Raw genomic sequence first — 26459 nt, 5'->3', positions numbered from 1 at the left:
CCAAGGGCTCAGCCGACCTCGACCACGACGCGGCCGCGCACCTTACCGTCCAAAATGGCGCGGCCGGTCTCGACGACGTCCTCGAGCGGGATCGTCGTCGTCATCGCCGCGAGCTTGTCGCGGTCGAGATCGCTGGCAAGGCGGGCCCAGGCCTCGAGCCGGCGCGGCTTCGGGCACATCACCGAGTCGACGCCGAGCAGCGCGACATTGCGCAGGATGAAAGGCGCGACCGAAGCCGGCAGGTCCATGCCCTGGGCGAGGCCGCAGGCGGCGACGGCGCCGCCATACTTCGTCATCGAGAGCAGGTTGGCGAGGGTATGCGAGCCGACGGCGTCGACGCCGGCGATCCAGCGCTCCTTGCCGAGCGGGCGGCCCGGCCCGGAGAGCTCGTTGCGGTCGATGATCTCGGCGGCGCCGAGGCCCTTGAGATAATCGGCCTCCTCGGCCCGGCCGGTCGAGGCGACGACGTGCCAGCCGGCCTTGGCCAGCAGCGCGATCGCAACCGAGCCGACGCCGCCGGCCGCGCCGGTGACGACAACCGGCCCGTCGGACGGCTTCAGCCCGTGCTTTTCGAGCGCCAGCACGCAGAGCATGGCGGTGTAGCCGGCGGTGCCGATCGCCATCGCCTCGGCCGGATTCATGCCCTCGGGCAGCGGCACCAGCCAGTCGGCCTTGACCCGGCTCTTCTGGGCATAGGCGCCGAGATGCGTCTCGCCCGTTCCCCAGCCATTGAGGATGACGAGATCGCCCGGCTTAAAGGCGGGGTTATCGGAGGCTTCGACCCGGCCGGCGAAGTCGATGCCGGGGATCATCGGCCAGCGCCGCACCACGGGGGCGCGGCCGGTGAGCGCGAGCCCGTCCTTGTAGTTGACGGTGGAATGGGTGACGCGGACGGTGACGTCGCCTTCCATCAGGTCGGCCTCGGCGAAATCGCCGAAGGCGAGGTTGGTGCCGGCTTCGCCCTTGCTGGCGATCAGGGCCTTGAAGGTGGTCATGGAATTCACTCCGGAAGCTTCTGGTTCAGCCCTCATCCTGAGGAGCCGCGTAGCGGCGTCTCGAAGGATGCTCCAGCACGCTCTGGAGCATCCTTCGAGACGCGGACCAACGTCCGCTCCTCAGGATGAGGGCTGAGCATGGTGCAGATCAGCCGGCTGAGTTGACCCCGCCGGGCCGCCGCCTGCAAGCGGCGCGCCCGTGCGCATTCGATCAGGCCGGCTGGGCCTGCGGGCGCGCCACCGGCTTCTCGACGATCGGCAGGTTGATCAGAGCCGAGGCAACGCCGAGCGCGACCGAGAGCCACCAGACGATGTCGTAAGAGCCGAAGCGCTCATAGAGGATGCCGCCGAGCAGCACCCCGAGGAAACCGCCGACCTGATGCGAGAAGAAGGCGAAGCCGTAGAGCATCGCCATGTACTTGGTGCCGAACATCAGCATCACCAGCGACGAGGTCGGCGGCACCGTCGAGAGCCAGAACAGGCCGATGGTGATGCCGAAGATGATCGCCGTCGCCGGGCTCGCAGGGATCAGGATGAAGGCCGCGATCGCCACCGCCCGGCCGAAATAGATCCAGGCGAGCAAATGGCGCTTGGGCATGCGCGAGGAGAGCCAGCCCGAGCCGAGCGAACCTGCGGCATTGGCGAGGCCGATGGCGGCGAGCGTCCAGCCGCCGACCCAGGCCGGCAGGCCGGCATCCTTGAGATAGGCCGGCATGTGCACGGTGATGAAGGCGAGCTGGAAGCCGCAGGTGAAGAAGCCGAGCACCAGCAGCACATAGGAGCGATGCTTGAAGGCCTCGCCCAGCGCCTGCCGGATGGTCTGGTTCGGCAGGTTGGCGGCGGCTGCCTGCCCGACGGCCGCCCCGGTCTTGCGCATGGCGAGCATGGTCGCCAGCGGAATGACAGGCAGCAGGGTGAAGGCGAAGACGACAAGCGCCTGCTGCCAGCCGAGCGTCTCGATCAGGATGTTGCCGATCGGCGGGAACAGGAACTGGCCGAAGGAGCCGGCAGCGGTGCCGGCGCCGAAGGCGAGCGGGCGCCAGCTCTCCGGCAGGAGCTTGCCGAAGGCGGCGAGGATCAGGTTGAACGAGCAGGCCGAAAGCCCGAAGCCGATCAGCACGCCGGCGCCGAAATGCAGCTCCAGCGGCGTCGAGGCATAGGCCATCATGACGAGGCCGGCGGCATAGAGCAGCGCGCCGACGCAGAGCACCCGGACGAGACCGAAACGGTCGGCGATCGCGCCGGCGAAGGGGGCGCCCAGACCCCAGAGCAGGTTCTGGATCGCGAGCGCCAGGCCGAAGGTGTCGCGGCCCCAGCCGAATTGCAGCGTCATCGGGATCTGGAAGAGGCCGGCGCTGGCGCGCGGCCCGAAGCTGATCAGGGCGATCAGGCAGCCGGCGACGACGATGATCTCCGGCGCATGGCTGCGCTTGGCGGCGGAATTCATGCAAGGCTCCGGAGAATGGGGACGTGTGTCTGCACGTTAGCGCCGGCAGCTCGCCGACTCCAACGCGTTTCCGTTACATCGCGCATCACGGCGATGCATGGAAATTCGTTGCTTTTGCCGCCAGAGGCGGGATTTCGGCGGTTTGCGCGCCAGGCTTCCCGGTCTTCGACGGGCGCCGCGCTGCGTTGCTCGACCGCCTTCAGGCGCGGGCCATTAACCGACCCTCAACCCTGACGTTCGATTATCGAGATGTCGCGAATTTGCATCATCGCAGGTCGCGCATGCCGTTCCATTCCTCTCGGGTTGAGCACCTTGAGTCAGTTGCGTCCGCGCCGGCGATCGAAGCGAAGCCGCAGTGCCCGCCTGAAATGGGCGCTGGCGACGGTCGCACCCTGGGCGCTGTCGGCTGGGCTGCTGGTCTCCTTCACCGCCTCGGCCGGCCAGAACCACGATTCCTACGCCTCGCCATCCTCGCTGATCGCGCGCGCCGCGCCGAACCCGCATTCCGATCTTGCGGAAGGACCGTCGATGCTCGTGGCCGTGAGCGCCTTCCGCATGCCGGAGCGTGCCTTCGAACGGGTGATCCAGCCGGCCCGGCTTTCCTTCGACATTCCCGAAAACGTATTCGTCTCCGATCCGCGTCTGCCGCGCGAGGATATGAAACGGGCAGCCGGCTCCTTTCCGCAGGTCGATCGCAGCGCCAAGGGCGACCCGATCATCGGCCTGCGGCCGACGCTGACGCGCAACGGTCCGCCCGGCGAGCTCGAGCACATCGTCTTCGGCGAGACGCCCGGCCTGATCTCGGGCGGCTTCTCGCTCGAAGCACTCGAAGGCTATGACGGGCCGCAGATCGGCTTCGAACCGCCGGCCCATGACGAGGGCGTGACCGACCCCGCCCTGTCGGACGCCTCGCCGGTCGCTATCCCGAAGGCCAGCTCCTCGCCGCGCGATGCCGGGTTGCGGCCCGAGAGCATCGACGGCTCGACGCCTTCGGTCGCCGGCCCCTTGGCGCAATCCTCATCCACCCCGTCGACGACCCCGGACTCAAGGCTCGCCTCGGCGACGCCGCCACCCGTCTCCACCGGGCCGGGAGCCGCGCCGGAGAGCCGCATCGCCAAGGCGACGCCCGGCCGCGGGCGCCTGCCGGGAGAAGGCGCGAACGAAGGCAAGCAAATCTACACCAGCCTGATCGCGCCCGAGAACATGGCGAAGGAACAGCGCTGCCTCGCCGAGGCGATCTATTTCGAGGCCCGCTCCGAAAGCGAGCAGGGCCGCGCCGCGGTGGCGCAGGTGGTGCTCAACCGGGTCAAGAGCGGGCTCTATCCCGACACGGTCTGCGGCACGGTCTACCAGAACCGCAATCGCCACCTCGCCTGCCAGTTCACCTTCGCCTGCGAGGGCAAGTCGCTGCGCATCACCGAGCCCGGCCCCTGGCGCGACGCGACCCGCATCGCCCGTGAGGTCTATGACGGCACGACCTATCTCGCCGATGTCGGCGCCTCGACCCATTACCATGCCGACTATGTCCGGCCGTATTGGGCGCGCAAGCTGAAGAAGATGGACACGATCGGCCGGCACGTCTTCTACAAGCTCAGGCCGGGGCAGACCTAAGGGCCTGCTTCGCAAGCGATCAGATGGCAGCAAGCGGAGAATTCACGGTCAGGCCTTATCCACTCCTCAAGCGCACTTCTCTCGCGGGAGGAAGGAGCTATCCGGGGAAGCTGTACCCTGGCACTTGCCACCCCTTGGCTACTTCCCAAAGCCTCTCAAACTCCATGCCATACTCGGCGATTCTACTCGCAGTCATAGCGTACGAATAGATCACACTAATGGCTTCGGCTTCCGTTTGCGCAGCCAGCATTTTCTCGACGCCTTGCTCCGAGGGGCGACTGACCTTGCGCGTCGTGATCGCGCCGGGCGTTAAATAGTATCCGATAGGCCCATCTTTCAGCCGCACCTGAGATACTTGGCCATGTGCAATGGCGTTCCGAGCCTCGGTTAGCTGGTCGACCTGCTTTATCGTCTCTTCGAATGCCGGCAGCTTCTTCTGGATCGTGGAATCTGCGGATCGAAATGCCTCCAGAAGGACCGTCAACCGAGCGGCTGGACTCTCAACCCGCCCCAGAGCGCGCAGAGCTGCGAAATGCTGTGATCCAATGATGAACCCAAAGGTCATCAGCAACGTCGTGTCGAGCCGCTCCCAAGAAGTGAGCGCTTTGCCAACGTTCGTATAGATCAACTCGGGATCCGAGTCGGGGGCAGGACACACGCTAAGCTTCCATTTGGATCGATCTGCCATCGCTCCCCCTTAACCGCCAAACACTGATCACCACTCCGGCGTCCATTCGGTCCGCGGCCGCGTCCCACCTGAAACCTCAGCTCGATAGCCTCGATCCGTGGCTAGGCGAACAGCTGGCGCGGTTCGAGCACGTCGTTCAACGACAAGATGAAGTGGCCTTGAAGGCCCTGTAAAGCGGCGTTCAGCTACCGAGCTACCTCGTCCCCGCCAAACACTGCACGGCCATAACATTGCTCCGCCATCGAATCCGGTGGATGGAGGGAGTAGCCTATCCCGCCGCGGCCGACGCCTACTGCCGCGCAATTTCGCCCGCCCCTCCCCCAAGGTAACGCCGACTTAATCCTGGCGTAACGCCACCGACGCCTCGCGCCCTGTACGAACCTGCCGTTCGTCTTCGGCCTTTCGGAATGGGCCGGGCGGCACACGGCACTCGAGAGCCGGGGCGAGCGCAGGCCAGATGCCTGCGGAGAGGGGGCGGTCCTGTGGGAGGGAGTGCCGCTCCCTCTCCATCTCTGCTTTCGCGGCGTTTCCGGCTTGGGGGTTTTCCGGCACCGCCCCGTGCGCCAGTACTGATGATCGGTTTCCCGAACCGATCGAATGACTGCAATTCCGGCAAGACCATTGCAACGGAGCTGAACCTTCCGGCCGCCGCCGCCATGGTTAATTTTACCTTGTTTTAGCGTTTACCTTGCGTTCATCAGTTCGGTCCGGCTTTTCTTGCCCCAACAACACGGCCGCAGTGCCGCGCAACGGGGCAGAGGTCAGACATGGCATCCAGGGTTCTCTCGCTTGGCGGCATTGCCGCTACCGTCCTCGCCGGGGCGCTCGGCTTCGCTGCTCCGGCCGCGGCCGGCGGCGGCTGCTACGGCTCGTCCTGCTACAAGCTGGTGACGACGCCGCCGGTCTACGGCACGGTCGAGGAAAGCTATGTCACCCGCCCCGAGCGGACCTTTTCCCGCGTCATCCCGGCCGAATACGACACCGTCGTCGAGAAGGTGATGGTCCAGCCGGAGCGCCGCATCGCGCGGCGGATTCCGGCCCAGTACCAGACAGTCTCCGAGAAGGTGCTGATCGCGTCGGCGACGCGCCGCTGGGAAGTCAGCCGAGACGCCTATGGCCAGACCACCGGCTGCTGGGTCGATGTCCCCGCGCAGTACGGCTACCAGCAGCGCACCGTCGAGGTCTCTCCGGCCTCGGTTGAATACGACGTGGTACCAGCGGTCTATGGCCAGCGCAGCCGCCGCGTCATGGTCCGCGCCACGCAGGTGGTGCACGAGACGATCCCGGCCGAATACGCGACGCGCCAGCGCCAGGTCCTGGTCAGCCCCGGCTCCCAGCAATGGGCGCGGGCCCGCTACTGAGTTTCACCGAACTTTCTACGTAGTCCTATTCATCACGGAAAATGCCACTCACGCCCCGGCTTCGGCCGGGGCTTTTTTGTGGCTACGGCCGCTGGGGCCCAGCCCCTCCCCGCGTCATTCCGGCCGCAGCGAAGCAGAGCGCCGGAATCCATCACTGAGCTCCAGCGCCCCTACGATGGATCCCGGAGCTGCGCGGCTATGCCGCTTGTCCAGAATGACGGTTGGAATTTCGCCGAGGGCGGCGGCGCTCAGGCGAGCCCGCCGGTCAGCAGGATCAGCACGCCGACGCCGAGGGCGAAGGCGAGGATCCGGGCCGGAAAGGTGAAGAGCGAGCCCGGCGGCTGGCGCATCAAGAGGCTGACCGCGACCTCGACCAGACCGAGACCCAGCAGCACATAGACGAAGGGCGGGAACGTGCCCCCCTTCGCGATCCAGCCGGTATTGGCGGCGAGCGACGCCGCGGCGCCAAGCCCGACGCCTGCAGCGATGAAGAACTGCTCGGGCTTGGTGAAGCGCATCGGCGGCTCAGCGCCGGCGGAAGTTCTGCGGCCGCGGCGGCATCGGGCCGGGGCTCGCGGTCTTCTGGCGGAAGTTGATGCGACCCCGGTCGAGGTCGTAGGGCGACATCTCGACGACCACGCGGTCGCCGGCGATGGTGCGGATGCGGTTCTTCTTCATCTTGCCGGCCGCATAGGCCAGGATGACGTGGTCGTTGTCGAGCTTGACCCGGTAGTTTCCGTCCGGGAGCACCTCGACCACGGTGCCGTCGAATTCGAGAAGTTCTTCCTTCGCCATTCCCTGATCCTTCGTCTTCTCTTCGGCGCAAGGGTCGGAGCGGCAGCCTGCCGCGATCCGACCCGTCGGGCACTCAGCGCGTCAGTTCGCGCGCCGCCTTGCGCCATTGGTGCGTCGTTGCTCCGTTCTTTGCTGCAAGAACGCGACGCCGCCAAGCCCTTCATTGGCCGAAGCCGCTTCTTTTCGTGCAACCGGCGCATCATTGCGCTGGGCCGGACGCTCGCCACGCGGCTGGTTCGGGCGCGGCGCATCGCTGCGCTGGCCGCCACCATTGCGGCCGCCGCCGTTGTGCCCGCCGCCATTGCCGGCCTTGGCGCCCTGGCGCTGGCCCTGATGCTGGCGCTGCCCATCGCCCCGGCCACCGCCGCCGTGCTGGCCACGGCCGCCACGGCCCTGGTTCTGCGGCGGCTTCTTCGGGGTGCGTCCGTCCCAATACGGCACTTCGCCGATCGGAGTGAGCGCAACCTTGGTCAGCTTCTCGATCGCCGCGAGATCGCCGCGCTCTTCCGGCGTGCAGAAGGCGATGGCGAGGCCCGAGGCGCCGGCGCGCGCTGTGCGGCCGATGCGGTGGACATAGGTCTCGGGCACGTTCGGCAAGTCGAAATTGACGACATGGCTGATGCCGTCGACGTCGATGCCGCGCGCCGCGATGTCGGTCGCGACCAGGATGCGCAACTCGCCGTCGCGGAAGGCGCCGAGCGCCCGCTCGCGCTGGCCCTGGCTCTTGTTGCCGTGGATCGCGGCCGACTTGATGCCGGACTGCTCGAGCTGGCGCACAACCTTGTCGGCACCGTGCTTGGTGCGGGTGAAGACGATGGCGCGCTCCATCTCGGGAACGCTCAGGGTCTTCGCCAGCAGAGCCGGCTTCTGGCCGGCTTCCGTGAAGATGACGCGCTGCTCGATCTTCTCGGCGGTGGTCGCGACCGGGGCGACCGCGACCTCGACCGGGTCGGTCAGATAGGCCTGGGCGATCTCGCGGATCGCCTTCGGCATGGTCGCCGAGAACAGCAGGGTCTGGCGCTGCTTCGGGATCAGCGTCGCGATCTTGCGCAGCGCATGGATGAAGCCGAGGTCGAGCATCTGGTCGGCCTCGTCGAGGACGAGGAACTCGATCTCGCGCAGCGAGACGGCGCGCTGGTCGACGAGGTCGAGCAGGCGGCCGGGCGTGGCGACGAGGATGTCGACATGCTGGCCGAGCGCGCGGATCTGCTTGCCGACCGGCACGCCGCCGAAGATCACCGTCGACTTCAGCGAGGTGAACTGGGCGTAGCCGCGGATATTGGCCTCGATCTGGGCCGAAAGCTCGCGCGTCGGGGACAGGATCAGCGCGCGCACCGAGCGCGGCTGCATGCGCCGCGGCTGGCCGAGCAGCCGGTGCAGCATCGGCAGCGAGAACGCAGCCGTCTTGCCGGTACCGGTCTGGGCGGCGCCGAGCAGGTCACGGCCGTCGCGAATCGCAGGGATCGCCTGCGCCTGGATCGGCGTAGGCGTCTCATAACCTTCGGCCGCGAGCGCCTTGAGAAGCGGCTCGGCGAGGCCGAGGTCGGTGAATTTTGTCAAAACAGGTCTTTCCTGGACCGGTGAGCAAGGGGCGCACGTGGAGAACGGAAGCGCCGCGTCCTGCAATACTCGGTCTACGTATGAAGCTCTTTCCGCCCGGCGAACCGCTAGCCACTGCGCCGGAGGATATCGTGTCGTGCGGGCCCTTGCCCGCCTAGGGGGAGCAGGCGGGCCCCAAGGACCCGCCCGCGATATCGGTCACTCAGGCGACGGCGAGGTTGCCGGCCGAGGACTTGCCGGTCTTGCGATCGGCGATCAGCTCGTAGGAGACGACCTGACCTTCGCGCAGCTCGCGCAGGCCGGCGCGCTCGACGGCGGAGATGTGGACGAAGATGTCCTGGCCGCCGTTCTCAGGGGTGATGAAGCCGTAGCCCTTGGTGGCGTTGAACCACTTCACGGTGCCCTTGTTCATGGCATAATTCCTTACGTTTCAGATCCGCGTACCGTTGCGACCCGTCACTCGGCGCGCGGACGCCTCATCACGGACTTGTAGCGATGTGTGGTGGATCTGAATCGTGCCCGCCGACCGGATGACCCGCGCGGAGGATTGGCCAGAACCCGGCCGCATCTCGTCTTACGTGGGGCGAGGTAGCACGATTTGCAAGAATGGTCCAGCGAGGCCCGATTCCGGGCCAATCCGCCCCTTCCCGCCGCTTGGCGGGGCCGGATGCGGGGGTCAGCCGATTTCCCGGACGAGGCCCACGAGTCCTCCGAGATCGGCGAGCTTGCGAAAGCGCAGCTCGCCCGCCGGCTCCTCGGCATGCTCCAGCACCCAGGTCAACTCATGCGGGACATGCGCCGCCCAGGCACCGGCGGCGAGCGCCGGAACGATGTCGGACTTCAGCGAGTTGCCGACCATCAGCGCCCGCTCGGGACCGGTTCCGTGGCGGGCGAACAGCCGCTGATAGGTCGCGACCGTCTTGTCGCTGACGATCTCGACCGCGTCGAAGAAGTCGCCGAGACCGGACTGGGCCAGCTTGCGCTCCTGGTCGAACAGATCGCCCTTGGTGATCAGCACAAGACGGTAATCGCCGGCGAGCGCCGCCAAGGTCTCGGCGGCATGCGGCAAGGTCTCGACCGGATGGGCCGCCATCTCGCGGCCGGCGGCAAGGATCTCGCCGATCACGGCGGACGAGACCTGGCCGCGCGTGACGTCGATCGCCGTCTCGATCATCGAGAGCGTGAAGCCCTTGATGCCGAAGCCGTAGAAACCGAGATTGCGTTTCTCGGCCTCGAGCAGCCGGCCGGAGATCTCGGCCGCCGCGCCGTGCTCGCCGAGCAGCGCGACGAAGCGGTCCTCGGTCAGCCGGAAGAACTGCTCGTTCTGCCAGAGCGTGTCGTCGGCATCGAAGCCGATGGTTGTGAGTTTCACGGGCATAGCGTTTCCGTCATCGCGAGGAAAACGAAGCAATCCGGCGGCGCGCTCGACGAGCCCTAGATTGCTTCGCTGCTGTGCTCCTCGCAATGACGAGGAGCGTGTCAGGCGTCCTTGGCCTTGATCGCCCCCAGCGCCGCCTGCGCGGCAGCGAGGCGTGCGATCGGCACGCGGAAGGGCGAGCAGGAGACATAGTCGAGGCCGACGCTCTCGCAGAAGCCGATCGAGGCCGGGTCGCCGCCATGCTCGCCGCAGATGCCGAGCTTGATGTCGGGACGCGACTTGCGGCCGCGCTCGACCGCGATCCTGACCAGCTCACCGACACCTTCCTGATCGATCGTCACGAAGGGATCGCTCGTCAGCAGGCCCCTCGCCGTATAGGAGCCGAGGAAGGACGAGGCATCGTCACGGCTGATGCCGAGCGCCGTCTGCGTGAGGTCATTGGTGCCGAAGGAGAAGAACTCGGCGGTCCTTGCGATTTCCTCGGCGCGCAGCGCAGCACGCGGCAGCTCGATCATGGTGCCGACCTGATAGGTCAGGCTCGCCCCGGTCTCGGTGCGCACCGCGGCCGCCATCGCGTCGATGCCGGCCTTGACCAGATCGAACTCCGGCGAGCCGATCACCAGCGGCACCATCACCTCCGGGATCACCGGCTTGCCCGTCTCCCGCGCCGCGATCACCGCGGCCTCGAAGATGGCGCGCGCCTGCATCTCGGCGATCTCGGGATAGGCCACGGCGAGGCGGACGCCACGGAAGCCGAGCATCGGGTTGAACTCGTGCAGCTCGGCGGCCCGGCGCTTGAGCTTGTCGATGGTCGTACCCATCGCGGCCGCGACCTCGGCGATTTCCTCGTCGCTATGCGGCAGGAACTCGTGCAGCGGCGGGTCGAGCAGGCGGATCGTCACCGGCAGGCCGTGCATGATGGTGAAGAGTTCGACGAAGTCCTGGCGCTGCATCGGCAGGAGCTTGGCGAGCGCCGTGCGCCGGCCTGCCTCCTCCTCGGACAGGATCATCTCGCGCATGGCGAGGATCCTGCCGGCATCGAAGAACATGTGCTCGGTGCGGCAAAGGCCGATGCCCTCGGCGCCGAACTCGCGGGCGGTCCTGGCGTCGCGCGGGGTCTCGGCATTGGCGCGGACCTTCAGGCGCCGGACGTTGTCGGCCCAGCCCATCAGCGTCTTGAACTCCTCGGAGAACTCCGGCTGCTGCATCTTGACCTCGCCGAGCAGGACCTGGCCGGTCGAGCCGTCGATGGTGACAAAGTCGCCGGACTTCAGCGTGGTCGGGCCGACGCTCATCGTCGCCTTGGCGTAGTCGACGCGGATCTGGCCGGCGCCGGAGACGCAGGGCTTGCCCATGCCGCGCGCCACGACCGCCGCATGCGAGGTCATGCCGCCGCGCGTGGTCAGGATGCCCTCGGCAGCGTGCATGCCGTGGATGTCCTCAGGCGAGGTCTCGACCCGCACGAGGATGCATTTGCGCCCGGCCTTCTTCGCCGCCTCGGCGGCCTCGGAGGTGAAGACGATCTCGCCGGCGGCGGCGCCGGGCGAGGCTGGCAGGCCGGTGGTCAGCACGCGGCGCTCGGCGTTGGCGTCGATGGTCGGGTGCAGGAGCTGGTCGAGCGCGCCGGGCTCGATGCGGCCGACAGCCTCCTTCTCGGTGATCAGGCCCTCGCGGGCGAGATCGACCGCGATGCGCAGCGCCGCCTTGGCGGTGCGCTTGCCGGAGCGGGTCTGCAGCATCCAGAGCTTGCCCTCCTGGATGGTGAATTCCATGTCCTGCATGTCGCGATAGTGCTTTTCGAGGATGCCATAGATGCGGCAAAGCTCGGCATAGGCCTCCGGCATCGCCTTCTCCATCGAAGGCTTGTCGGAGCCCGCGGCGATCTTGGCGGCCTCGGTGATGTCCTGCGGCGTGCGGATGCCGGCGACGACGTCCTCGCCCTGGGCGTTGATCAGGAACTCGCCGTAAAGCTCGTTCTCGCCGGTCGAAGGGTTGCGGGTGAAGGCGACGCCGGTCGCCGAGGTCTCGCCCATATTGCCGAAGACCATCGACTGGACGTTGACCGCCGTGCCCCAGGCCGCCGGAATGTCGTTGAGCTCGCGATATTTGATGGCGCGGTTGTTCATCCAGGAGGAGAACACGGCGCCGACGGCGCCCCAGAGCTGCTGCTCGGGCTCCTGCGGGAACGCGCTGCCAAGCTCCTTCTGAACGATCGCCTTGTACTTGCCGACCAGGCTCTTCCAGTCATCGGCCGAGAGCTCGGTGTCGAGCTGGTAGCCCTTGCGCTCCTTGTAGTCCTCGAGCGCTTCCTCGAAATGGCCGTGATCGACGTCGAGCACGACGTTCGAATACATGGTGATGAAGCGGCGATAGCTGTCCCAGGCGAAACGGGCATCGCCCGAGGCCTGCGCCACCGCCTCGACCGTGACGTCGTTCAGGCCGAGATTGAGGACCGTGTCCATCATGCCCGGCATCGAGGCGCGCGCACCCGAGCGGACCGAGACGAGCAGCGGATTGGCAGGATCGCCGAAGGTCTTGCCGGTGAGCTTGCCCATGTCGGCGAGCGCAGCCTTGACCTGGCCGTCCAGCTCGGCCGGGAAAGTCTTGCCGTTGTCGTAGTACCAGGTGCAGACTTCAGTGGTGATGGTAAAGCCGGGCGGCACCGGCAGGGCCAGATTGCTCATCTCGGCGAGGTTTGCCCCCTTGCCGCCGAGCAGGTTCTTCATCCCTGCCTCTCCCTCGGCCTTGCCGTCGCCGAAGGTGTAGACCCACTTCTCGCCTGCCATAAGCCCAGCCTCTTCCGAGTTTGTCGCCGCGATCAACGTCGGCGCGCCCGCATGGTTTCGAGTCCGCGGAGCCTGCCTGTGCAGCGCCCACGCGCGGGGTGGTCATGCCCAAAAGCGGATGAACAATCAATGAGTGCGGCAGAGCGCCTGCGCACCTTTCGCTGCGCCGGGGCAGCCTGCAGCACCGCAAAGCATGCCCGGAAAACGCCGGAGCGCACCGCAGTGTCCTTTGCGATGCGATCCTGCCGGTCGCTCGCCGGGACAAAGGCCCCGCGCCCCTCCATCGAGGCTCCCAGGCTCAACCCCGGCCGGCTTTCCTGGCGCGCGCCGCCGCGGGCCAGCGCAGCGGCCAGTTGACGAGACGCTCGACGATCTCGTCCTCGCCGACCTCGTCCTCATTGGCGTGGACCTTGCCGCGCACCGAGACCCCGGCTTCGACCACGGTCTGCGGATCGCCCGAGACCAGCGGATGCCACCAGGGCAGATCCTTGCCCTCCCCGATCAGGCGATAGGCGCAGGTCGGCGGCAGCCAGGACAGCGTTCGCACCGCCTCCGGCGTCAGCGTCACGCAATCCGGCACGGTCTGCGAGCGGTTCTCGTAGTCGCGGCAGCGACAGCTTCCGGCGTCGAACAGGCGGCAGCCGATATCCGTCGCCAGGATGCGGCCGGTATCCTCGTCCTCGAGCTTGACCAGGCAGCAGCGTCCGCAACCGTCGCAGAGCGATTCCCACTCCGCCTCGGTCATCTCCTCGAGGGATTTCGACCGCCAGAAGGGCGGGCTCTCGATCGGGTCTGCGGCCATGCCCGCTTATGCCCCGTCGCGGGCTCCGAGGAAAGCTCGCGAACGCCGGCGCGGCGCCCCGCATCGGACCTCCCGAGATCAACAGATTTGATCGATTCTAATCTTTATTTAGAATGATTAAAATCTATGATAATTGACCGAATACTATTGCCCTTCTATTTGAGCCCTAGCTTTCCTCCTGCAAGAGCTCTCCGATGCTGACGAAACGGGCCTTCCTGCGCGCATTCGCCGCTGCCGGCGTCCTGGCTGCCGCCATACTGCCCGCCGCCGCCGAGAAGATCACGGTCACCGACATCATCGGCCGCAAGGTCGAGGTCGAGGCGCCGGTGCGCAAGATCATCCTCGGCGAGGGCCGGCAGATGTATTTCGTCGCCGCGCTCGACAAGGACGACCCGTTCAAGCGCGTCGTCGGCTGGCGCGACGATCTCGGCAAGGCCGACCCCGAAAACTACAAGGCCTATCTCGCGCGCTACCCGCAGATCGCCAAGCTGCCGACCTTCGGCGGCATGAAGGAAGGCGCCTTCGACGTCGAGCAGGCGATCGCCCTGAAGCCCGACGTGCTGTTCATGAACATCGAGGCCAAGGTCGCCAGCGACGAGGCCAAGCTGGTCGAGAAGCTCGCCTCCGTCGGGATCCCCGTGGTCTATGTCGACTTCCGCGAGAAGCCCTTCGAGCACACCGAGCCGTCGATGCGCCTGATCGGCAAGCTGTTCGGCAAGGAGCAGGTCGCCGAGGACTTCATCAAGTACCGCGCCGAGCAGATCGCACTGGTCACCGACCGGCTCGCCAAGGCGGGCGATCTCAAGCGCCCGCTCGTCATGGTCGAGCGCGCCGGCGGCTACTCCGACGATTGCTGCATGTCCTTCGGCAACGAGAATTTCGGCAAGATGGTCGAGTTCGCCGGCGGCCGTAACCTGGCGACGCCGCTGATCCCCGGCACCTTCGGCACGATCAACCCGGAACGCATCGTCGCCGACAATCCCGACATCGTGATCGTCACCGGCAGCAGCTGGGACGGCTACGTCCCGGGCGGCAACTGGGTCGGCCTCGGCGCCGGCGCCGACATGACCGAAGCGCGCCGCAAGCTCGCCAATCTGATGAAGCGCCCGGCCTTCGCGCAGACCGCGGCGGTGAAGAACGGCCGCGTCCACGGCATCTGGCACCAGTTCTACAACAGCCCCTACCAGTTCGTGGCGATCCAGCAGATCGCCAAATGGCTTCACCCGGAGCTGTTCAAGGACGTCGACCCCGACGCCACCATGAAGGTGCTGCACGAGCGCTTCCTGCCCCTGCCCTACGAGCCCGGCCTCTGGGTCTCGCTCGAGGCCGCCAAGTGAGCCTGACGCCGGCCCTGATGGAGAAGGCCGCGACCCAGCCGGCGGCAGCGGAAGGGCGCGACGCCTATCGGGCGCTCGCCTTTCGCCGCAAGCTGATGCTCGCCGGTTTCGCCGCCGTCCTGCTGCTCTGCTTCCTCGTCGACCTGATGCTGGGGCCAGCCCGCTACAGCATGGGCCAGGTCGTCGACGCCCTGCTCTCGCCGGCGACCGCGCCGGCCGCTGTGCGGGTGGTGATCTGGGACATCCGGTTGCCGGTCGCGCTGATGGCGGTGGTCACCGGTGCAGCGCTCGCCATCGCCGGCGCGCAGATGCAGACCGTACTCAACAACCCGCTGGCGAGTCCGTTCACGCTCGGCATCTCCGGGGCCGCGAGCTTCGGGGCGGCGCTGGCGCTCGTCTTCGGCGTCGCGATCGTGCCCTTCGCCATCGATTATGTCGTACCGCTCAACGCCTTCATCATGGCGATGGGCGCCTCGCTGCTGATCCACATGCTCAGCCAGCGCCGCGACGTCACCACCGAGACGGTGGTGCTGCTCGGCATCGCGCTCGTCTTCACCTTCAACGCCCTGCTGGCGCTGCTGCAGTTCTTCGCCTCCGAGCAGGCGCTGGGTGCCGTCGTGTTCTGGATGATGGGCTCGCTGACCAAGGCGAGCTGGCACAAGCTCGCAATCACCTCCGCCGTTCTGCTGTTCTGCCTGCCGCTCTTCGCCCGCCGCGCCTGGGCGCTGACCACGCTGCGCCTCGGCGACGAGAAGGCGGCGAGCTTCGGCATCGACGTCAAGCGGCTGCGGCTGGAGACGATGCTGCTCGTCGCGCTGCTCGCCTCGGTGCCGGTCGCCTTCGTCGGCACGATCGGCTTCATCGGCCTCGTCGGCCCGCATATTGCGCGGATGCTGATCGGCGAGGACCAGCGCTTCTTCCTGCCGGCCTCGGCGCTGGCCGGGGCCGCCCTGCTCTCGGCCTCCTCGGTGGTCAGCAAGTCGCTGATCCCCGGGCTGATCTTCCCGATCAGCGTCGTCACCGCCCTGGTCGGCGTGCCGTTCTTCTTCAGCCTGATCCTGACCAGCCGGAGGCGCTCATGGTGAAGCGGCTCGCCCTCAGCGAAGTCGGCGTCGCCTATGGCAAGCGCCAGATCCTCACCGGCATCAGCACGCCCGACCTGCTCGGCGGCGAGGTCGTCGCGGTGATCGGGCCCAATGCCGCCGGCAAATCGAGCCTGTTCCGCCGCATCGCCGGCATGGCGTCGGGCGCCGGCACGGTCGAGATCGTCAGCAGCGCCGGCAAGGCGCCGTGCTACCTGCCGCAGGACACCGCGGTGAACGCGGTGCTGACCGTCTACGAATCGATCCTGCTCGCCCGCAAGCAGGGCGGTTCCTGGGGCGTCGGCGACGAGGAGCTCGCCGCGATCGACCAGGCGCTTCACGATCTCGATATCGCCGAGCTCGCCTTCCGGGGGCTCGGCGAGCTCTCCGGCGGCCAGCGCCAGCTCGTCTCGATCGCCCAGACGCTGGTGCGCCGGCCGGAGATCATGCTGCTCGACGAGCCGACCAGCGCGCTCGACCTGCACCGCCAGTTCGAGGTCCTGAGCCTCGTCGCCCGCCTCGCCCGCGAGAAGAAGATCTGCGTGCTGATCGCGATCCACGACCTCAACCAGGCCCTGCGCATCGCCGACAAGGTGATGGTGCTGGCGAAGGGCCGCCTCGTCGCGCTCGGCCCGCCGCGCGAAATCATCACCCCGGCGCTGCTCGAAGAGGTCTATGGTGTCGTCGCCCGGGTCGAGACCGGCGACGGCGAAGCGCCCTTCGTCGTGGTCCAGGGCTCGGCCCGCAAGCCGAGCCAGCGGGCAAGGCCGGAGCTTGCCGCCCTCTGAGGTCCATGCTTTCACGTCCGCCAACCTTTCGAAGCGACGCAAGCCGATGCCAGACACCAACGCTTCCAGCCCCGGCGCCAACTACTCGCTGAAGGAAGAGATCCGCGCCTACTGGTCGAGCCGCGCTCAGACCTTCGACCAGCAGGTCGGCCATGCGATCAAGTCGGATGCCGAGCTCGCCGCCTTCCAGCGCCTGCTGCGCCAGGCCTTCGGCTCCGCCCCTCTCGAAGTGCTCGACCTCGCCTGCGGCACCGGCGAGATCACCCGGAGCCTGCTCTCGCTCGGCCACAAGGTGACGGCGATCGACTTCTCCGAGGACATGCTCGCCCGAGCCCGCGCCAAGCATGGCGAAAAGGCAAGGATCCTGGCAGGCGACGCCGAACGCCTGCTCGACGACGACGAGAGCTATGACGCGCTGGTGACGCGGCATCTGGTCTGGACCCTGACCGATCCTGAAGCCGCCTTCGCCGAATGGTTCAGGGTGCTGCGCCCCGGCGGCAAGCTCCTGGTGATCGACGGCGACTGGATCAACCGCTCCTGGCTCCAGAACCTGATCAACCGCAGCGCGACCTGGCTGCGCGAGCGCAGCGGCGGCGCCGCCCATACGACCGACTGGGAGGCCTTCGACTCGATCACCCGGCGCTTCTTCTTCCGCGACGGGCTGAGCTATGAGCGCCTCGGCGCCATGCTGCGCGAGGCCGGCTTCGCCCGGATCGAGCCAGCCGACTACCGGCAGGTGGTGCGGGCGCAGCAGCGCAGCGCCGCCCTGCACGACGCCTTGCGGCTGGTTTCCTCGACCCGTTTCGCGCTGGTGGCAACGAAGGCCTGAAGCGCCAGAAATGGCACGATAGGCGGGTCAATTCTGTACCGAAACGAGACGCGCGCGCTGGCCTGAAACCTGCTGGTGACCACAGGCCGCGCAAGCCTCTTCCGTCAGGGGCCGGCAAGGCTTATCTCGGTAAGCTGGGCCGGGCATCTGCACCTGGTCCAGGGACGCCGCGGGCCTGACCTGCGGCATTCTGAAGGTGGCCCGGTCCGTGATCGAGTTCAGGAAGGCGCGCTGGACGACCCGCCTGAAGCGCTCGGCGCTGGCCGCAGACTCATGGCTCGACGACTCGCTCTATGCCGCCGGCCGGCGCGCGGGCGAGCTCTACGAGCGCATCCGCAGCGCCACCGACCGCCTCTCCGTCAGCGGGCCGAAGCGCCTCGCCACCGAACTCGTCAGCGAGGGGCTGAATGTCGGCATCGCCGGCTCGATCGTCATGCTCCTGCTCGCGATACCGGCCTTTCGCGAGGGCCGTGAGGATGCGCTGAAAAACCAGGTCTTCGCAGTCACTTTCCTTGACCGCTACGGCTCTGAGATCGGCCATCGCGGCGCAAGGCACGACGACTCGCTGAAGCTGGAAGAACTGCCGGACCATCTGATCAAGGCAGTGCTCGCCACCGAGGACCGGCGCTTCTACGACCATTTCGGCATCGACATCTTCGGCACCTTCCGGGCGCTCACCGTCAACGCGCGCGCTTCAGGCGTGGTGCAGGGCGGCTCGTCGATCACCCAGCAGCTCGCCAAGAACCTCTTCCTCAGCAATGAGCGCTCGCTCGACCGCAAGATCAAGGAAGCCTTCCTCTCGATCTGGCTCGAATACCGGCTGACCAAGAACGAGATCCTGAAGCTCTATCTCGACCGCGCCTATATGGGCGGCGGAACCTTCGGCGTCGCGGCCGCGGCGGAGTACTATTTCGGCAAATCGGCCAAGGACGTCACGGTCGCCGAGGCCGCCATGCTCGCCGGCCTGTTCAAGGCGCCGACCAAATTCGCCCCCCATGTCAATTTGCCGGCGGCGCGCGCCCGCGCCAACGACGTGCTCGGCGCGATGGTCGATGCCGGCTTCATGACGGCCGGGCAGATCGATTCCGCCCGGCGCAACCCGGCCAAGCCGATCGACCGGCGCCGTGACGCCAGCCCCGACTACTATCTCGACTGGGCCTTCGACGAGGTGCGCAAGCTCGCCGAGGACGGCAAGATCGGCCCCGAGCGCGTGCTGACCGTAAAGACCCCGCACGATCCAGCGATCCAGAAGCGCGCCGACGAGGCGGTGGAGAGCATCCTGCGCCAGCACGGCCAGGCCTACCGGGCCCGGCAGGCCGCCACGGTGATCATGGACCCGGACGGCGCCGTGCGGGCCATCGTCGGCGGGCGCGACTACGGCGCCAGCCAGTTCAATCGCGCGACCTCGAGCCTGCGCCAGCCCGGTTCGTCGTTCAAACCCTATGTCTACGCCGCGGCGATGAGCGCCGGTCTCTACAAGCCGACCACGATCGTCACCGACCGGCCGGTCTGCATCGGCAACTGGTGCCCTAACAATTACGGGCGTTCCTATTCCGGCTCGATGCCGCTGACGGTCGCGCTCGCCAAGTCGATCAACACCATCCCGGTGCAGATGTCGATCGCGATCGGCCGGGCGACCGGCGAGACGCATGAGGCGCGCGCGGCGCGCATCGGCCGCAACAAGATCGTCGAGACTGCCCGCGCCATGGGCTTGACGACGCCGCTGACCGACACGGTCTCGCTGCCGATCGGCGCCGCCGAGGTCACCGTGATCGACCAGGCGGCCGCGTTCTCGGTCTTCGCCAATGGCGGCAAGCGGGCCAAGCCCTATGCCGCCTTCGAGATCCGCAACTCGCTCGGCGACGAGATCTACCGCCACGACCGCGACGAGCCGCCCCCGGCCCAGGTGCTGAGCGCACAGGTGGCGATGGAGATGAACCAGATGCTCTCGACCGTGCCGACGGCCGGTACCGGCCGGCGCGCGGCGCTCGACGGCGTGATCAGCGCCGGCAAGACCGGGACGACCAATGGCTACAAGGATGCCTGGTATGTCGGCTACACCGGCAATCTCGTCGGCGCCGTCTGGTTCGGCAACGACGATTCCTCCGAGACCAACAACATGACCGGTGGCTCGCTGCCGGCGATGGTCTGGAAGGAGATCATGGCGTTCGCCCATCAGGGCATCGAGATCAAGCCGATCCCGGGCGTCGCGCCGCCGGCGGCAGACAAGGCGACCGTGGCGAAGAACAGCGGCCCGGCGCAGCCGAGCGCCGGCGCCAATGCCGGGCACATGCCGCGCAAATCCTTCGAGGTGCTGTCGTCGGTCGGGGCGATGTTCAAGGCGGTCGAGGCGCCGCGGGCGGCCCGGACCTCGGTCCAGGCCGGCATCGGCGAATTGCCGGCCGGGCCGAGCCTGACGCGCTTCCGCTGAGCCGTGCCGGCCTCGGCAGATTGCGCTTCTTCCACGCCAGCCGGCGCTCTAGACTCGGCGCGTCGCCCCAACCCGTCGAAGGGAGCTGCCCTCCGCATCATGCGCGTCCTCGAACTCGCCTATGTGATCGCTCTCGGCGCCGGGCTGGGGCTGGCTTCGGCACATTACGCCGTGGCCGAGCGGCCCATTGTCGGCCGGGCGCAGATCGGCGCCTGGACCACCTGGCCGAAGAGCGGTGCGCGCGACACCGATCCCTATATGCGGGCCTATCTGGCGCGCGGCGTCCACCTGCCGCTCGGCGCCGGCGAAGGGCTGCAGCTCATCGCCGAGCGCGACGATGCCGGGCAGCCGCTCGACGGCCGCTGCCGCTATAGCGTCACGGGGCTCACCCCCCCTGCCCGCGGCTGGTCGCTTGCCGTCGCCGACCCGGCGCGCCGCCCGCTCCAGCTCGCGGTCGCCCGCGAGAGCTTCAGCGATGCCGAGCTGGTTCGCGACGAGCGCGGCGGGCTGAGGATCATCGCCGCCGCGACACCCGAGGCTGGCAACTGGCTGCCGCTGCCGCCTTCCGGGCGCTTTCAGTTCAGGTTGCGGCTCTACGACACGCCGATCTCCAGCCATGCCGGCGAACTGCGACCGGAAGCCCTGCCCCGGATCAGCCGGGTGGATTGCCGATGAGCGCGCTAGACGATCCGCGGGATCTGCATGGCGCCCCTGCCGCGAAGCCGGCCAGGGCATCGGCCGCCGGCTGGCCGCGCCTGCTTGGCCGAGGTTTGCGTCGCCTCGTCCTACTGACCATGATGGGGCTGGTCCTCGCCGGCATCGTCCACATTCTCGCGGTGCTGCTGATCCCGGTGCTGGCCGAACGCGATGCCGCCTCCGTCTACGCCGCACTGGGCGACGAGGGCCATGCCGAGCTGGTGACGCCGGCACCGGCAGGGCTGCCTGGCTTGGCCGAGCCCGACCCGAACAGCGTCAGCGCCGTCTGCGGCTTCGATCTAAGCACAGGCCCCGTGCGCGTCTCGGCCCAGACGGGGGCGCTGCCGCTCGGCCTGACGCTGCATCGCCGCGGCGGCGGCGTCGCCTATGCGATCACCGACCGGGCGGCGATCCGCGGCGTGCTCGAATTCGTGGTGATGACGCAGGAGCAACTCGACGAACACCTAGCCCAGGACGAGGAAGGCGAAACCTCGCGCGAGCTGCGTGTCGTCGTCCCCGCGCCGCAGGGGCTGATCGTCGCCCGCGTCATGCTGCGCCGTGCCGTTGATCGCGGCGAGGCCGAAGCCCTCGCGACGAGCGTCGCCTGCACCAGCGCTGACTAGTCTGTTGCGTTATCGCATTTTCTTCAGGCGAACCGGTGGCCACTTCGCTCGAAAACGGGCTCTATCTCAAAGTGCGGGACGGATTCACCGATCAGATTGATCCAATCTGATCGGATCCGGCTCTAGCCCTTGTAGCTGACCGGGCGGTCGGCCCTTGGCACGCCCTCGCCGCGGAACACGCCGATCAGCGGCAGCTTGCACACCTGTTCGAGTTCGGCCTCCAGGCCCATGATCGCGCGCTCTGCCCTGACGGCCTCGCGCGAGGGCATCTCGACCACGAGATTGTCGAGGGCGTAGCGATAGCTGGACACGCGAAAGCGCAGGCGCTCGCAGACCCAGAGGATCAGCCCCTCGTTCTCCATCACGCGCGCCTGCGCGGGGTCGCGGCTTTCCACCGGGACGCGAGGCGAAGCCTCGAGGGTACGCAGCCGTGCGCGGTCCGCGTTGACGACCCGGATCGCATTGGCGCGGAACGGCCCGAGCAGCGCGCGATCGGCGTTGGCATCCTCGGCGAGGCGGTTATAGCGCGAGGCCTGCGAGGCGAAGGAGCCGGAGGTCAGCGCCCGCTGATAATCCGAGACGGCGCTCGACTGCGCCTCTGCCGGGAGGATACGGGCATGGGCGAGCGCCGAGAGCTGGCTTTCGAAGGTGCTGAGCTCATGCGCCGGCATCACCAGCCGCCAGGCGCGGGCCCGCATCTGCTGCTCGTCATCGGTCAGATGGAACCAGGATGAAGCCTCGCCGCGCATGCGCGCCGACCACTCGCCCATGGCGGGCGCGAACTGATCGCTGAAGATGCTGGGGCGGGGTCGGCCGAGATCGCCGGTCGTGCAAGCGGCGAGAAGAAGGCTGGACAGGATCGCCGGGAGGGCGAGGAGCTTCACCCCGGCCGCCTGCGGCGGGCGTCACGGCTCGCGCCCCCGGCCGGCCGCGGCCGGCGCTGCCGCTTGGCCGCAGGAGGCTCGGGCTGGCGTTCATAGCGAACCCCGGTGAAGAACAGGATCTGCGCCGGCGCTGCGTCGGCCGCGGCGGCTGCGGATCTGGCGAAGCGCCTGCGCGGCGCGAAAGGAATGACGTCGGCCATGATGCGCCTCCCTTGTTGGCGCCTGCGGGAAAATCGCAAACTTCGTCCGTCTCTCACCTGGAAGCACGAAGCGGGATTCATGCCAAACCGGCTCCCGCCGCACGCAGCCTGTCCTCAGGCGCTCCGGGTCAGGCAATCTGCGCGACGTCGGCACGCCATCCTCTCAGACATCAGGCCCTGTCATGGTTAACGCAGTGCTAACGCATCGGGGATAATTTTGCGGGAATCGAATTATTTTCTCCGCGAGCCCGCCAATGCCTTCCCGAATCGCCGCCGATCTCGCGCAGCTCGCCCGCCTCGCCAGCGATGGCGGGTTGGATCTGCGGCAGGTCGCGTTGCGGGTGAAGGCCGATCTCCTGCTCTCGACCGCCAACCCGCCGGCGGAAGACATGGAGGCCTTCCGCGAAATGGCGGCGACGCTGATTCCGATCGTCGACGAACCGACCGCGCTCGTGCTGGCCCGCAAGCTCGCCGGCTGGCGCCACACGCCACCGGAGATCCTGGCCGCCTTACAGGCACGCGGCGGCGAGGTGCTGGCGGCGCTGATCAGACGCGGCATGCCGCTCTCGCCTGCCGAGATCGAGGACATCGCCGTCGAGGGAGATCCTGCCGCGCAGCTCGCATTGGCGGGGCGCGCCGGGCTCACGGCAGCGGCGAGCACGCTGCTCGCCGGCCACCCGGATTCCGCCATCGCCCTGGTGCTTGCCGGCAATGCGGCCTCGGTGCTGCCGCGCGCGGCGCTCGACGTATTGCTGGCGCGGGCGGCTGCACTGCCGGCGCTCGGCCTGCACCTCCTCGCGCGCGATGATCTGCCGGTCGCAGAGCTCTCGCCGCTCTTCCTCCAGGCCAGCCTCGACAAGCGGCTGGCGATGATCGAGGCCGCGACCGCGCATGAGGCCCTCGCCCCCTCGCCGCGCCGTCCGTCGATCAGCGCCGAGCAGTTCCAGGGCCTCGTCGCGACCGCGCTGGTCGACCGGCAAGGCGCCTTCGAAGCCCTGGCCGACATCTTCGGCGCCGGCGCAGAGTTCGCGCGCGCGATTGCCGAGGATCACTCGCGCCAGCTTGCGGCCCTGACCCTCGTCGGCTGCGGCGCCAGCCCGGAAGAGGCGACACGCTTCCTGATCGGCCTCGGCGACGACACTGCCCTGTCGGTCCAGCGCATCTTCGCCCTGGCGGACCTGATGCGCCTGCTCACGCCCGCGACGGCACGGCGGCTCGCCTTGCAGATCGGACGGCTCTCGGAAAATGCCGGCTTCCGCCCGAACCTGCAGCCGGCGATGGACCCGAGCGGAACCCCTGTCAGGGCCGGCGCGGAACGGCCGGCAGCGCGGAGCAACGTGCAGGAAGTGCTGCGCCGCCTCGGCGGCAAGACGGGCTAGTCGACCAGTTGCAGCCTGGGATCGCCGGCCCGGTTCTCGATCTCGACGAGCCAGAGGTCGCCGTCGAAGCGGACCTCGCGGGCGACGCGGTCTTCCACGGTGAGCGGGTCGGCCTCGAGCAGGCGCTGGAAGCGGCGCCCGCCATCGTCATCGGCGAGCGCCTGCGGCGCCGGGCCATAGAGCACGGCGGTACCGTCGAGCCGGTCGAGCTTGACGAAGATCGCTCCGGCCTCGCTGGCGCCGCGACGGCGCAGCACCGCGACGAGGCCATCAAGCGCCGCTTGCCTGAGATAGGCCGACACCCAGAAATCGCTGGTCAGGCGTGCCAACGGTTCTGCTCCGTGCCGCGTCCTGATTCGGTTCTCAGCGCGGCGCGGCGCTGGCGCGCGCCGTCGCCGAGCCGCGGATATCCGCCGGCGGGCGCAGATCGGCGCCGTTGATCAGATCGGCGATCGGGTCGCGCGACGGTGCCGGGCGCGCGGCCGGAGCCGGCTGGGCCGACCGCGACGCAGGCGCAGGTGCTGGCGCCACGGCGGCCGGCGGACGCGGAGCCGCCTCGCGCTGAGCCTGCGGCAGGCTGCCGGGGCGAACCGGCGGCAGGAAGTCCTGCTGCGTCGGAATCCCCTGCGGCGCTGCCGGCTGCGACTGCGGTTGAGCGGCGGGCATGTCGGCACGGCGTTCGGTCGCGCGGGCCGGCGGAGGGCTGGCCGAGGGCGCCGACAGAATCGGCGCGGGGTGGCGTACCTTCTGGAAGAGCAGCGCGTTGAGCGTGATCGCCGCAGCGACCGCAGTGAACAGCAAGATGATGGCGGCCCTGCCGGGCTTGCGGCCCAGCCAGCGCATCAGCCGGCTCGACATGGAAGCCTGGCGCTTGCCGCCGCTGGCGCGGCGCGGCGGCATGGACAGCGTCGCATCGTTGCGGGCGCGGGCGGCGAGCGTTGCGGACATCTTCTCGGCTCTCGATCAGGCGGTCAGGCGAAAGGGCTGCTTGGTTTCAAGACCGCGGCGCGGGGCGCGGGCATGGGTGGCGATGCGGACCGGCTCGCAGGCGGCGGCGATGCCGGCCAGCGGCAGGCGAACGGCGACGCGGGTGCCGACGCCGGGCGCACTCTCGATGCTGAGGGTGCCGCCATGCAGGCCGACGAGCCCGCGCACGACGGAGAGTCCGAGACCGGTGCCGTCATAGGCACGATCATAGGAGGACTTGGCCTGGAAGAAGGGATCACCCAGCCGCGGCAAATCCGCTGCGGCGATACCGATGCCGGTATCGGAGATCGAGAGGTCGATCATGCCGCCATCGCGCACGACGGCGAGGGTCACGCGGCCACCGGGGCGGGTGAATTTCACCGCATTCGAGAGCAGGTTGAGCATCACCTGCTTGAGGGCGCGTCGATCGCCGAGCAGCGGCGGCAGGTCGGGACCGAGCACGCGCTCCAGCGTGACCTGGCCGGACTGGGCCTTGAGCGCGACCAGGGAGCAGCAATCCTCGGCGAGCTTGGCGACATCGAGCGGCGCCTGCTCGATGGTCATCGCCCCGCTCTCGATCTTGGAGACGTCGAGCAGCGTGTTGACGACGTCGAGCAGATGGTGCCCGGAATCATGGATGATCGTCGCGTATTCCTTGCGGCGCTCGGCGTCGAGGCCGCTGGCGAGGTCTCCGCTGAGCATCTCCGAAAAGCCGATGATGGCGTTCAGCGGCGTGCGCAGCTCATGGCTGACGGTCGCGAGGAACTGGCCCTTGACGTCGCTCGCCCTGACGGCCTCGGCATGGTGCCGCTCGCGCTCCTCGTCATGGACGCGGCGGTCGGTGACATCGCGGGTGACGCAGACCACGGCCGCACCGAAGCGCGCACCCGCCTGATCGATCCGCCGGGCATTGAGCTCGAGCCAGCGCACGGTCGGCACGCCCGCGGGCTCGCCGGGACGATTGGCGATGAACAGCACGCGGAAGCAGGCACTGGCCCGCCCCGGTCCATGGGCGGCATCACTGAGCGCCTTGAGGAAGAGCGGGCGATCGGCGATGTGGACGCGCTCGAACAGGCCCTTGCCGTGGAGTTGCGGCGGCTCGGAGCCGGTCAGGGCACGCGCCGCCTCATTGGCGAAGACGACGGCGCCGCCCAGATCGTGCCACGTCACGAGGTCGCCGACATGCTCCAGCATCAGGCGGGCGCGGGCATCCGAGGCGCGGTGCTCGCGCACCTCGTCATCGCGCCGGCGCAGAAAGGCCGCGGCGATCAGCAGCGCGTGCAGGATCGCGACGGCGGCAAAGAGCGGCATCGCCGCGACAATCCAGGGCGTGGGCTCGCCCACAACACCCCAGCCCTGGAGCGCGACGACGCTGCCGAGCCCGATCGCGGCGAGGGCACTGGCACGCGCAACATAGGGCCGCGAGCCCAAGAACATCGCCTGCGCCGGGACAGCGGCGAGCCAAAGCAGCAGTGGCGAGGTCGCGCCACCGGTCATGCAGGCAAGCGCCACGATGAGAAGCGTCAGCGCCGCCGCGGAAATGCAATGTGCGGCGTCGAGACGGCCGGTGCGCGACAGCACGAAAACCGCCAGCAGCGGCAGCCCGACAGCCACCAGCACCAGGGTCTCGAACGAATCGAGGCGGCCGCGCCAGGCGATATAGGCCGGCACCAGGCTGAGCCCGCCGGCGCCGATCGCCAGGCGGGTCAGCATGAAGCGCTCATGCCGCATGCGTTCGAGCGAATTCGGCAGCGCCGATGGATGAACCATCGCCGCGACCTGCGCCCTGACCGCCGTCATCATGCTGGAGAACCGCAAACG

Annotated in this window: 25 protein-coding genes; 10 read left to right on the top strand and 15 right to left on the bottom strand. The window is 68.2% G+C overall.

Annotated features, from left to right (window positions below):
- Positions 1 to 8 precede the first annotated feature (8 nt).
- Together acuI and AC1REK_RS03255 are read right to left on the bottom strand one after the other, a co-directional pair.
- The gene (gene acuI, locus AC1REK_RS03260; RefSeq protein ID WP_492267209.1) at positions 9 to 995 is read right to left on the bottom strand and encodes an acrylyl-CoA reductase (NADPH); all 987 of its coding nucleotides are present in this window, start codon (positions 993 to 995) and stop codon (positions 9 to 11) included.
- A 211-nt stretch (positions 996 to 1206) separates the two neighbouring features.
- The gene (locus tag AC1REK_RS03255) at positions 1207 to 2442 is read right to left on the bottom strand and encodes an MFS transporter (RefSeq protein WP_291638918.1); all 1236 of its coding nucleotides are present in this window, start codon (positions 2440 to 2442) and stop codon (positions 1207 to 1209) included.
- Between the two features lie 312 nt (positions 2443 to 2754).
- Between AC1REK_RS03255 and AC1REK_RS03250 the strand changes: the two genes are divergently transcribed.
- Positions 2755 to 4053, top strand: a complete 1299-nt coding sequence (locus tag AC1REK_RS03250) for a cell wall hydrolase (protein WP_492267210.1) — start codon at positions 2755 to 2757, stop codon at positions 4051 to 4053.
- A 97-nt stretch (positions 4054 to 4150) separates the two neighbouring features.
- Here AC1REK_RS03250 and AC1REK_RS03245 read toward each other — a convergent pair whose 3' ends face one another.
- Positions 4151 to 4681 (bottom strand): hypothetical protein, encoded by a 531-nt coding sequence (locus tag AC1REK_RS03245; RefSeq protein ID WP_492267211.1) that lies wholly within the window; start codon positions 4679 to 4681, stop codon positions 4151 to 4153.
- 827 nt (positions 4682 to 5508) lie between these two features.
- Between AC1REK_RS03245 and AC1REK_RS03240 the strand changes: the two genes are divergently transcribed.
- Positions 5509 to 6102, top strand: coding sequence for a hypothetical protein (locus AC1REK_RS03240; RefSeq protein ID WP_492267212.1), 594 nt, complete (start codon positions 5509 to 5511; stop codon positions 6100 to 6102).
- Between the two features lie 248 nt (positions 6103 to 6350).
- Here AC1REK_RS03240 and AC1REK_RS03235 read toward each other — a convergent pair whose 3' ends face one another.
- The 7 genes from AC1REK_RS03235 to AC1REK_RS03205 all read right to left on the bottom strand — a co-directional run bounded on the left by AC1REK_RS03235 (position 6351) and on the right by AC1REK_RS03205 (position 13423).
- Positions 6351 to 6620 (bottom strand): hypothetical protein, encoded by a 270-nt coding sequence (locus tag AC1REK_RS03235; RefSeq protein WP_066468362.1) that lies wholly within the window; start codon positions 6618 to 6620, stop codon positions 6351 to 6353.
- A 7-nt stretch (positions 6621 to 6627) separates the two neighbouring features.
- A complete protein-coding gene (infA, locus tag AC1REK_RS03230; protein WP_057187732.1) occupies positions 6628 to 6897 on the bottom strand; it encodes a translation initiation factor IF-1 in 270 nt (89 codons plus the stop codon).
- 81 nt (positions 6898 to 6978) lie between these two features.
- Positions 6979 to 8457 (bottom strand): DEAD/DEAH box helicase, encoded by a 1479-nt coding sequence (locus AC1REK_RS03225; RefSeq protein WP_492267213.1) that lies wholly within the window; start codon positions 8455 to 8457, stop codon positions 6979 to 6981.
- Between the two features lie 202 nt (positions 8458 to 8659).
- The gene (locus tag AC1REK_RS03220; RefSeq protein WP_110488019.1) at positions 8660 to 8869 is read right to left on the bottom strand and encodes a cold-shock protein; all 210 of its coding nucleotides are present in this window, start codon (positions 8867 to 8869) and stop codon (positions 8660 to 8662) included.
- 264 nt (positions 8870 to 9133) lie between these two features.
- The gene (locus tag AC1REK_RS03215) at positions 9134 to 9835 is read right to left on the bottom strand and encodes an HAD family hydrolase (RefSeq protein WP_492267214.1); all 702 of its coding nucleotides are present in this window, start codon (positions 9833 to 9835) and stop codon (positions 9134 to 9136) included.
- A 101-nt stretch (positions 9836 to 9936) separates the two neighbouring features.
- Positions 9937 to 12621, bottom strand: a complete 2685-nt coding sequence (ppdK, locus tag AC1REK_RS03210; RefSeq protein ID WP_492267215.1) for a pyruvate, phosphate dikinase — start codon at positions 12619 to 12621, stop codon at positions 9937 to 9939.
- Positions 12622 to 12919: 298 nt separating this feature from the next.
- The gene (locus AC1REK_RS03205; protein WP_492267216.1) at positions 12920 to 13423 is read right to left on the bottom strand and encodes a YcgN family cysteine cluster protein; all 504 of its coding nucleotides are present in this window, start codon (positions 13421 to 13423) and stop codon (positions 12920 to 12922) included.
- A 194-nt stretch (positions 13424 to 13617) separates the two neighbouring features.
- Between AC1REK_RS03205 and AC1REK_RS03200 the strand changes: the two genes are divergently transcribed.
- The 7 genes from AC1REK_RS03200 to AC1REK_RS03170 all read left to right on the top strand — a co-directional run bounded on the left by AC1REK_RS03200 (position 13618) and on the right by AC1REK_RS03170 (position 21209).
- Positions 13618 to 14760 carry an ABC transporter substrate-binding protein gene (locus AC1REK_RS03200; RefSeq protein WP_492267217.1) on the top strand — a complete coding sequence of 381 codons (1143 nt, stop codon included), beginning with the start codon at positions 13618 to 13620 and terminating at the stop codon, positions 14758 to 14760.
- Between the two features lie 14 nt (positions 14761 to 14774).
- Positions 14775 to 15845 carry a FecCD family ABC transporter permease gene (locus AC1REK_RS03195; RefSeq protein WP_390893263.1) on the top strand — a complete coding sequence of 357 codons (1071 nt, stop codon included), beginning with the start codon at positions 14775 to 14777 and terminating at the stop codon, positions 15843 to 15845.
- Positions 15842 to 16630, top strand: a complete 789-nt coding sequence (locus AC1REK_RS03190) for an ABC transporter ATP-binding protein (protein ID WP_492267665.1) — start codon at positions 15842 to 15844, stop codon at positions 16628 to 16630. The genes AC1REK_RS03195 and AC1REK_RS03190 overlap by 4 nt, the downstream gene beginning before the upstream one ends.
- 46 nt (positions 16631 to 16676) lie before the next feature.
- Positions 16677 to 17459, top strand: coding sequence for a class I SAM-dependent methyltransferase (locus AC1REK_RS03185; RefSeq protein WP_492267218.1), 783 nt, complete (start codon positions 16677 to 16679; stop codon positions 17457 to 17459).
- A 208-nt stretch (positions 17460 to 17667) separates the two neighbouring features.
- Positions 17668 to 19890, top strand: coding sequence for a transglycosylase domain-containing protein (locus AC1REK_RS03180; protein ID WP_492267219.1), 2223 nt, complete (start codon positions 17668 to 17670; stop codon positions 19888 to 19890).
- A gap of 99 nt (positions 19891 to 19989) precedes the next feature.
- Positions 19990 to 20565: a DUF1214 domain-containing protein gene (locus AC1REK_RS03175; protein WP_327524162.1), complete on the top strand. Its 576-nt coding sequence runs from the start codon at positions 19990 to 19992 to the stop codon at positions 20563 to 20565.
- Complete coding sequence (locus AC1REK_RS03170) at positions 20562 to 21209, top strand: DUF1254 domain-containing protein (protein WP_492267220.1); 648 nt, start codon at positions 20562 to 20564, stop codon at positions 21207 to 21209. The genes AC1REK_RS03175 and AC1REK_RS03170 overlap by 4 nt, the downstream gene beginning before the upstream one ends.
- Before the next feature lie 122 nt (positions 21210 to 21331).
- Here AC1REK_RS03170 and AC1REK_RS03165 read toward each other — a convergent pair whose 3' ends face one another.
- Both AC1REK_RS03165 and AC1REK_RS03160 read right to left on the bottom strand, forming a co-directional pair.
- On the bottom strand, positions 21332 to 22093 hold the full coding sequence (locus AC1REK_RS03165; RefSeq protein ID WP_492267221.1) for a hypothetical protein: 762 nt from the start codon (positions 22091 to 22093) through the stop codon (positions 21332 to 21334).
- Positions 22090 to 22293 (bottom strand): hypothetical protein, encoded by a 204-nt coding sequence (locus tag AC1REK_RS03160; RefSeq protein ID WP_492267222.1) that lies wholly within the window; start codon positions 22291 to 22293, stop codon positions 22090 to 22092. Before AC1REK_RS03160 ends, AC1REK_RS03165 begins: the two co-directional genes overlap by 4 nt.
- Before the next feature lie 254 nt (positions 22294 to 22547).
- On the opposite strand from AC1REK_RS03160, the gene AC1REK_RS03155 reads away from it, so the two are divergent.
- Positions 22548 to 23672, top strand: coding sequence for a DUF2336 domain-containing protein (locus AC1REK_RS03155; protein ID WP_492267223.1), 1125 nt, complete (start codon positions 22548 to 22550; stop codon positions 23670 to 23672).
- On the opposite strand, the gene AC1REK_RS03150 is transcribed toward AC1REK_RS03155, so the two are convergent.
- Genes AC1REK_RS03150 through AC1REK_RS03140 form a run of 3 tightly spaced genes read right to left on the bottom strand, consistent with a single transcriptional unit; the run spans position 23669 to position 26441 of the window.
- On the bottom strand, positions 23669 to 24001 hold the full coding sequence (locus tag AC1REK_RS03150) for a DUF1491 family protein (RefSeq protein ID WP_492267224.1): 333 nt from the start codon (positions 23999 to 24001) through the stop codon (positions 23669 to 23671). The genes AC1REK_RS03155 and AC1REK_RS03150 overlap by 4 nt on opposite strands.
- 34 nt (positions 24002 to 24035) lie before the next feature.
- Complete coding sequence (locus AC1REK_RS03145) at positions 24036 to 24620, bottom strand: hypothetical protein (protein WP_492267225.1); 585 nt, start codon at positions 24618 to 24620, stop codon at positions 24036 to 24038.
- Positions 24621 to 24635: 15 nt separating this feature from the next.
- The gene (locus AC1REK_RS03140; RefSeq protein ID WP_492267226.1) at positions 24636 to 26441 is read right to left on the bottom strand and encodes a PAS domain-containing sensor histidine kinase; all 1806 of its coding nucleotides are present in this window, start codon (positions 26439 to 26441) and stop codon (positions 24636 to 24638) included.
- Positions 26442 to 26459: the final 18 nt, after the last annotated feature.

Source organism: Allobosea sp. GW823-FHT02B03, assembly GCF_058797755.1.
Note: the sequence above shows the minus strand (reverse complement) of the source record. Positions and strands in the feature narration are given on the sequence as shown.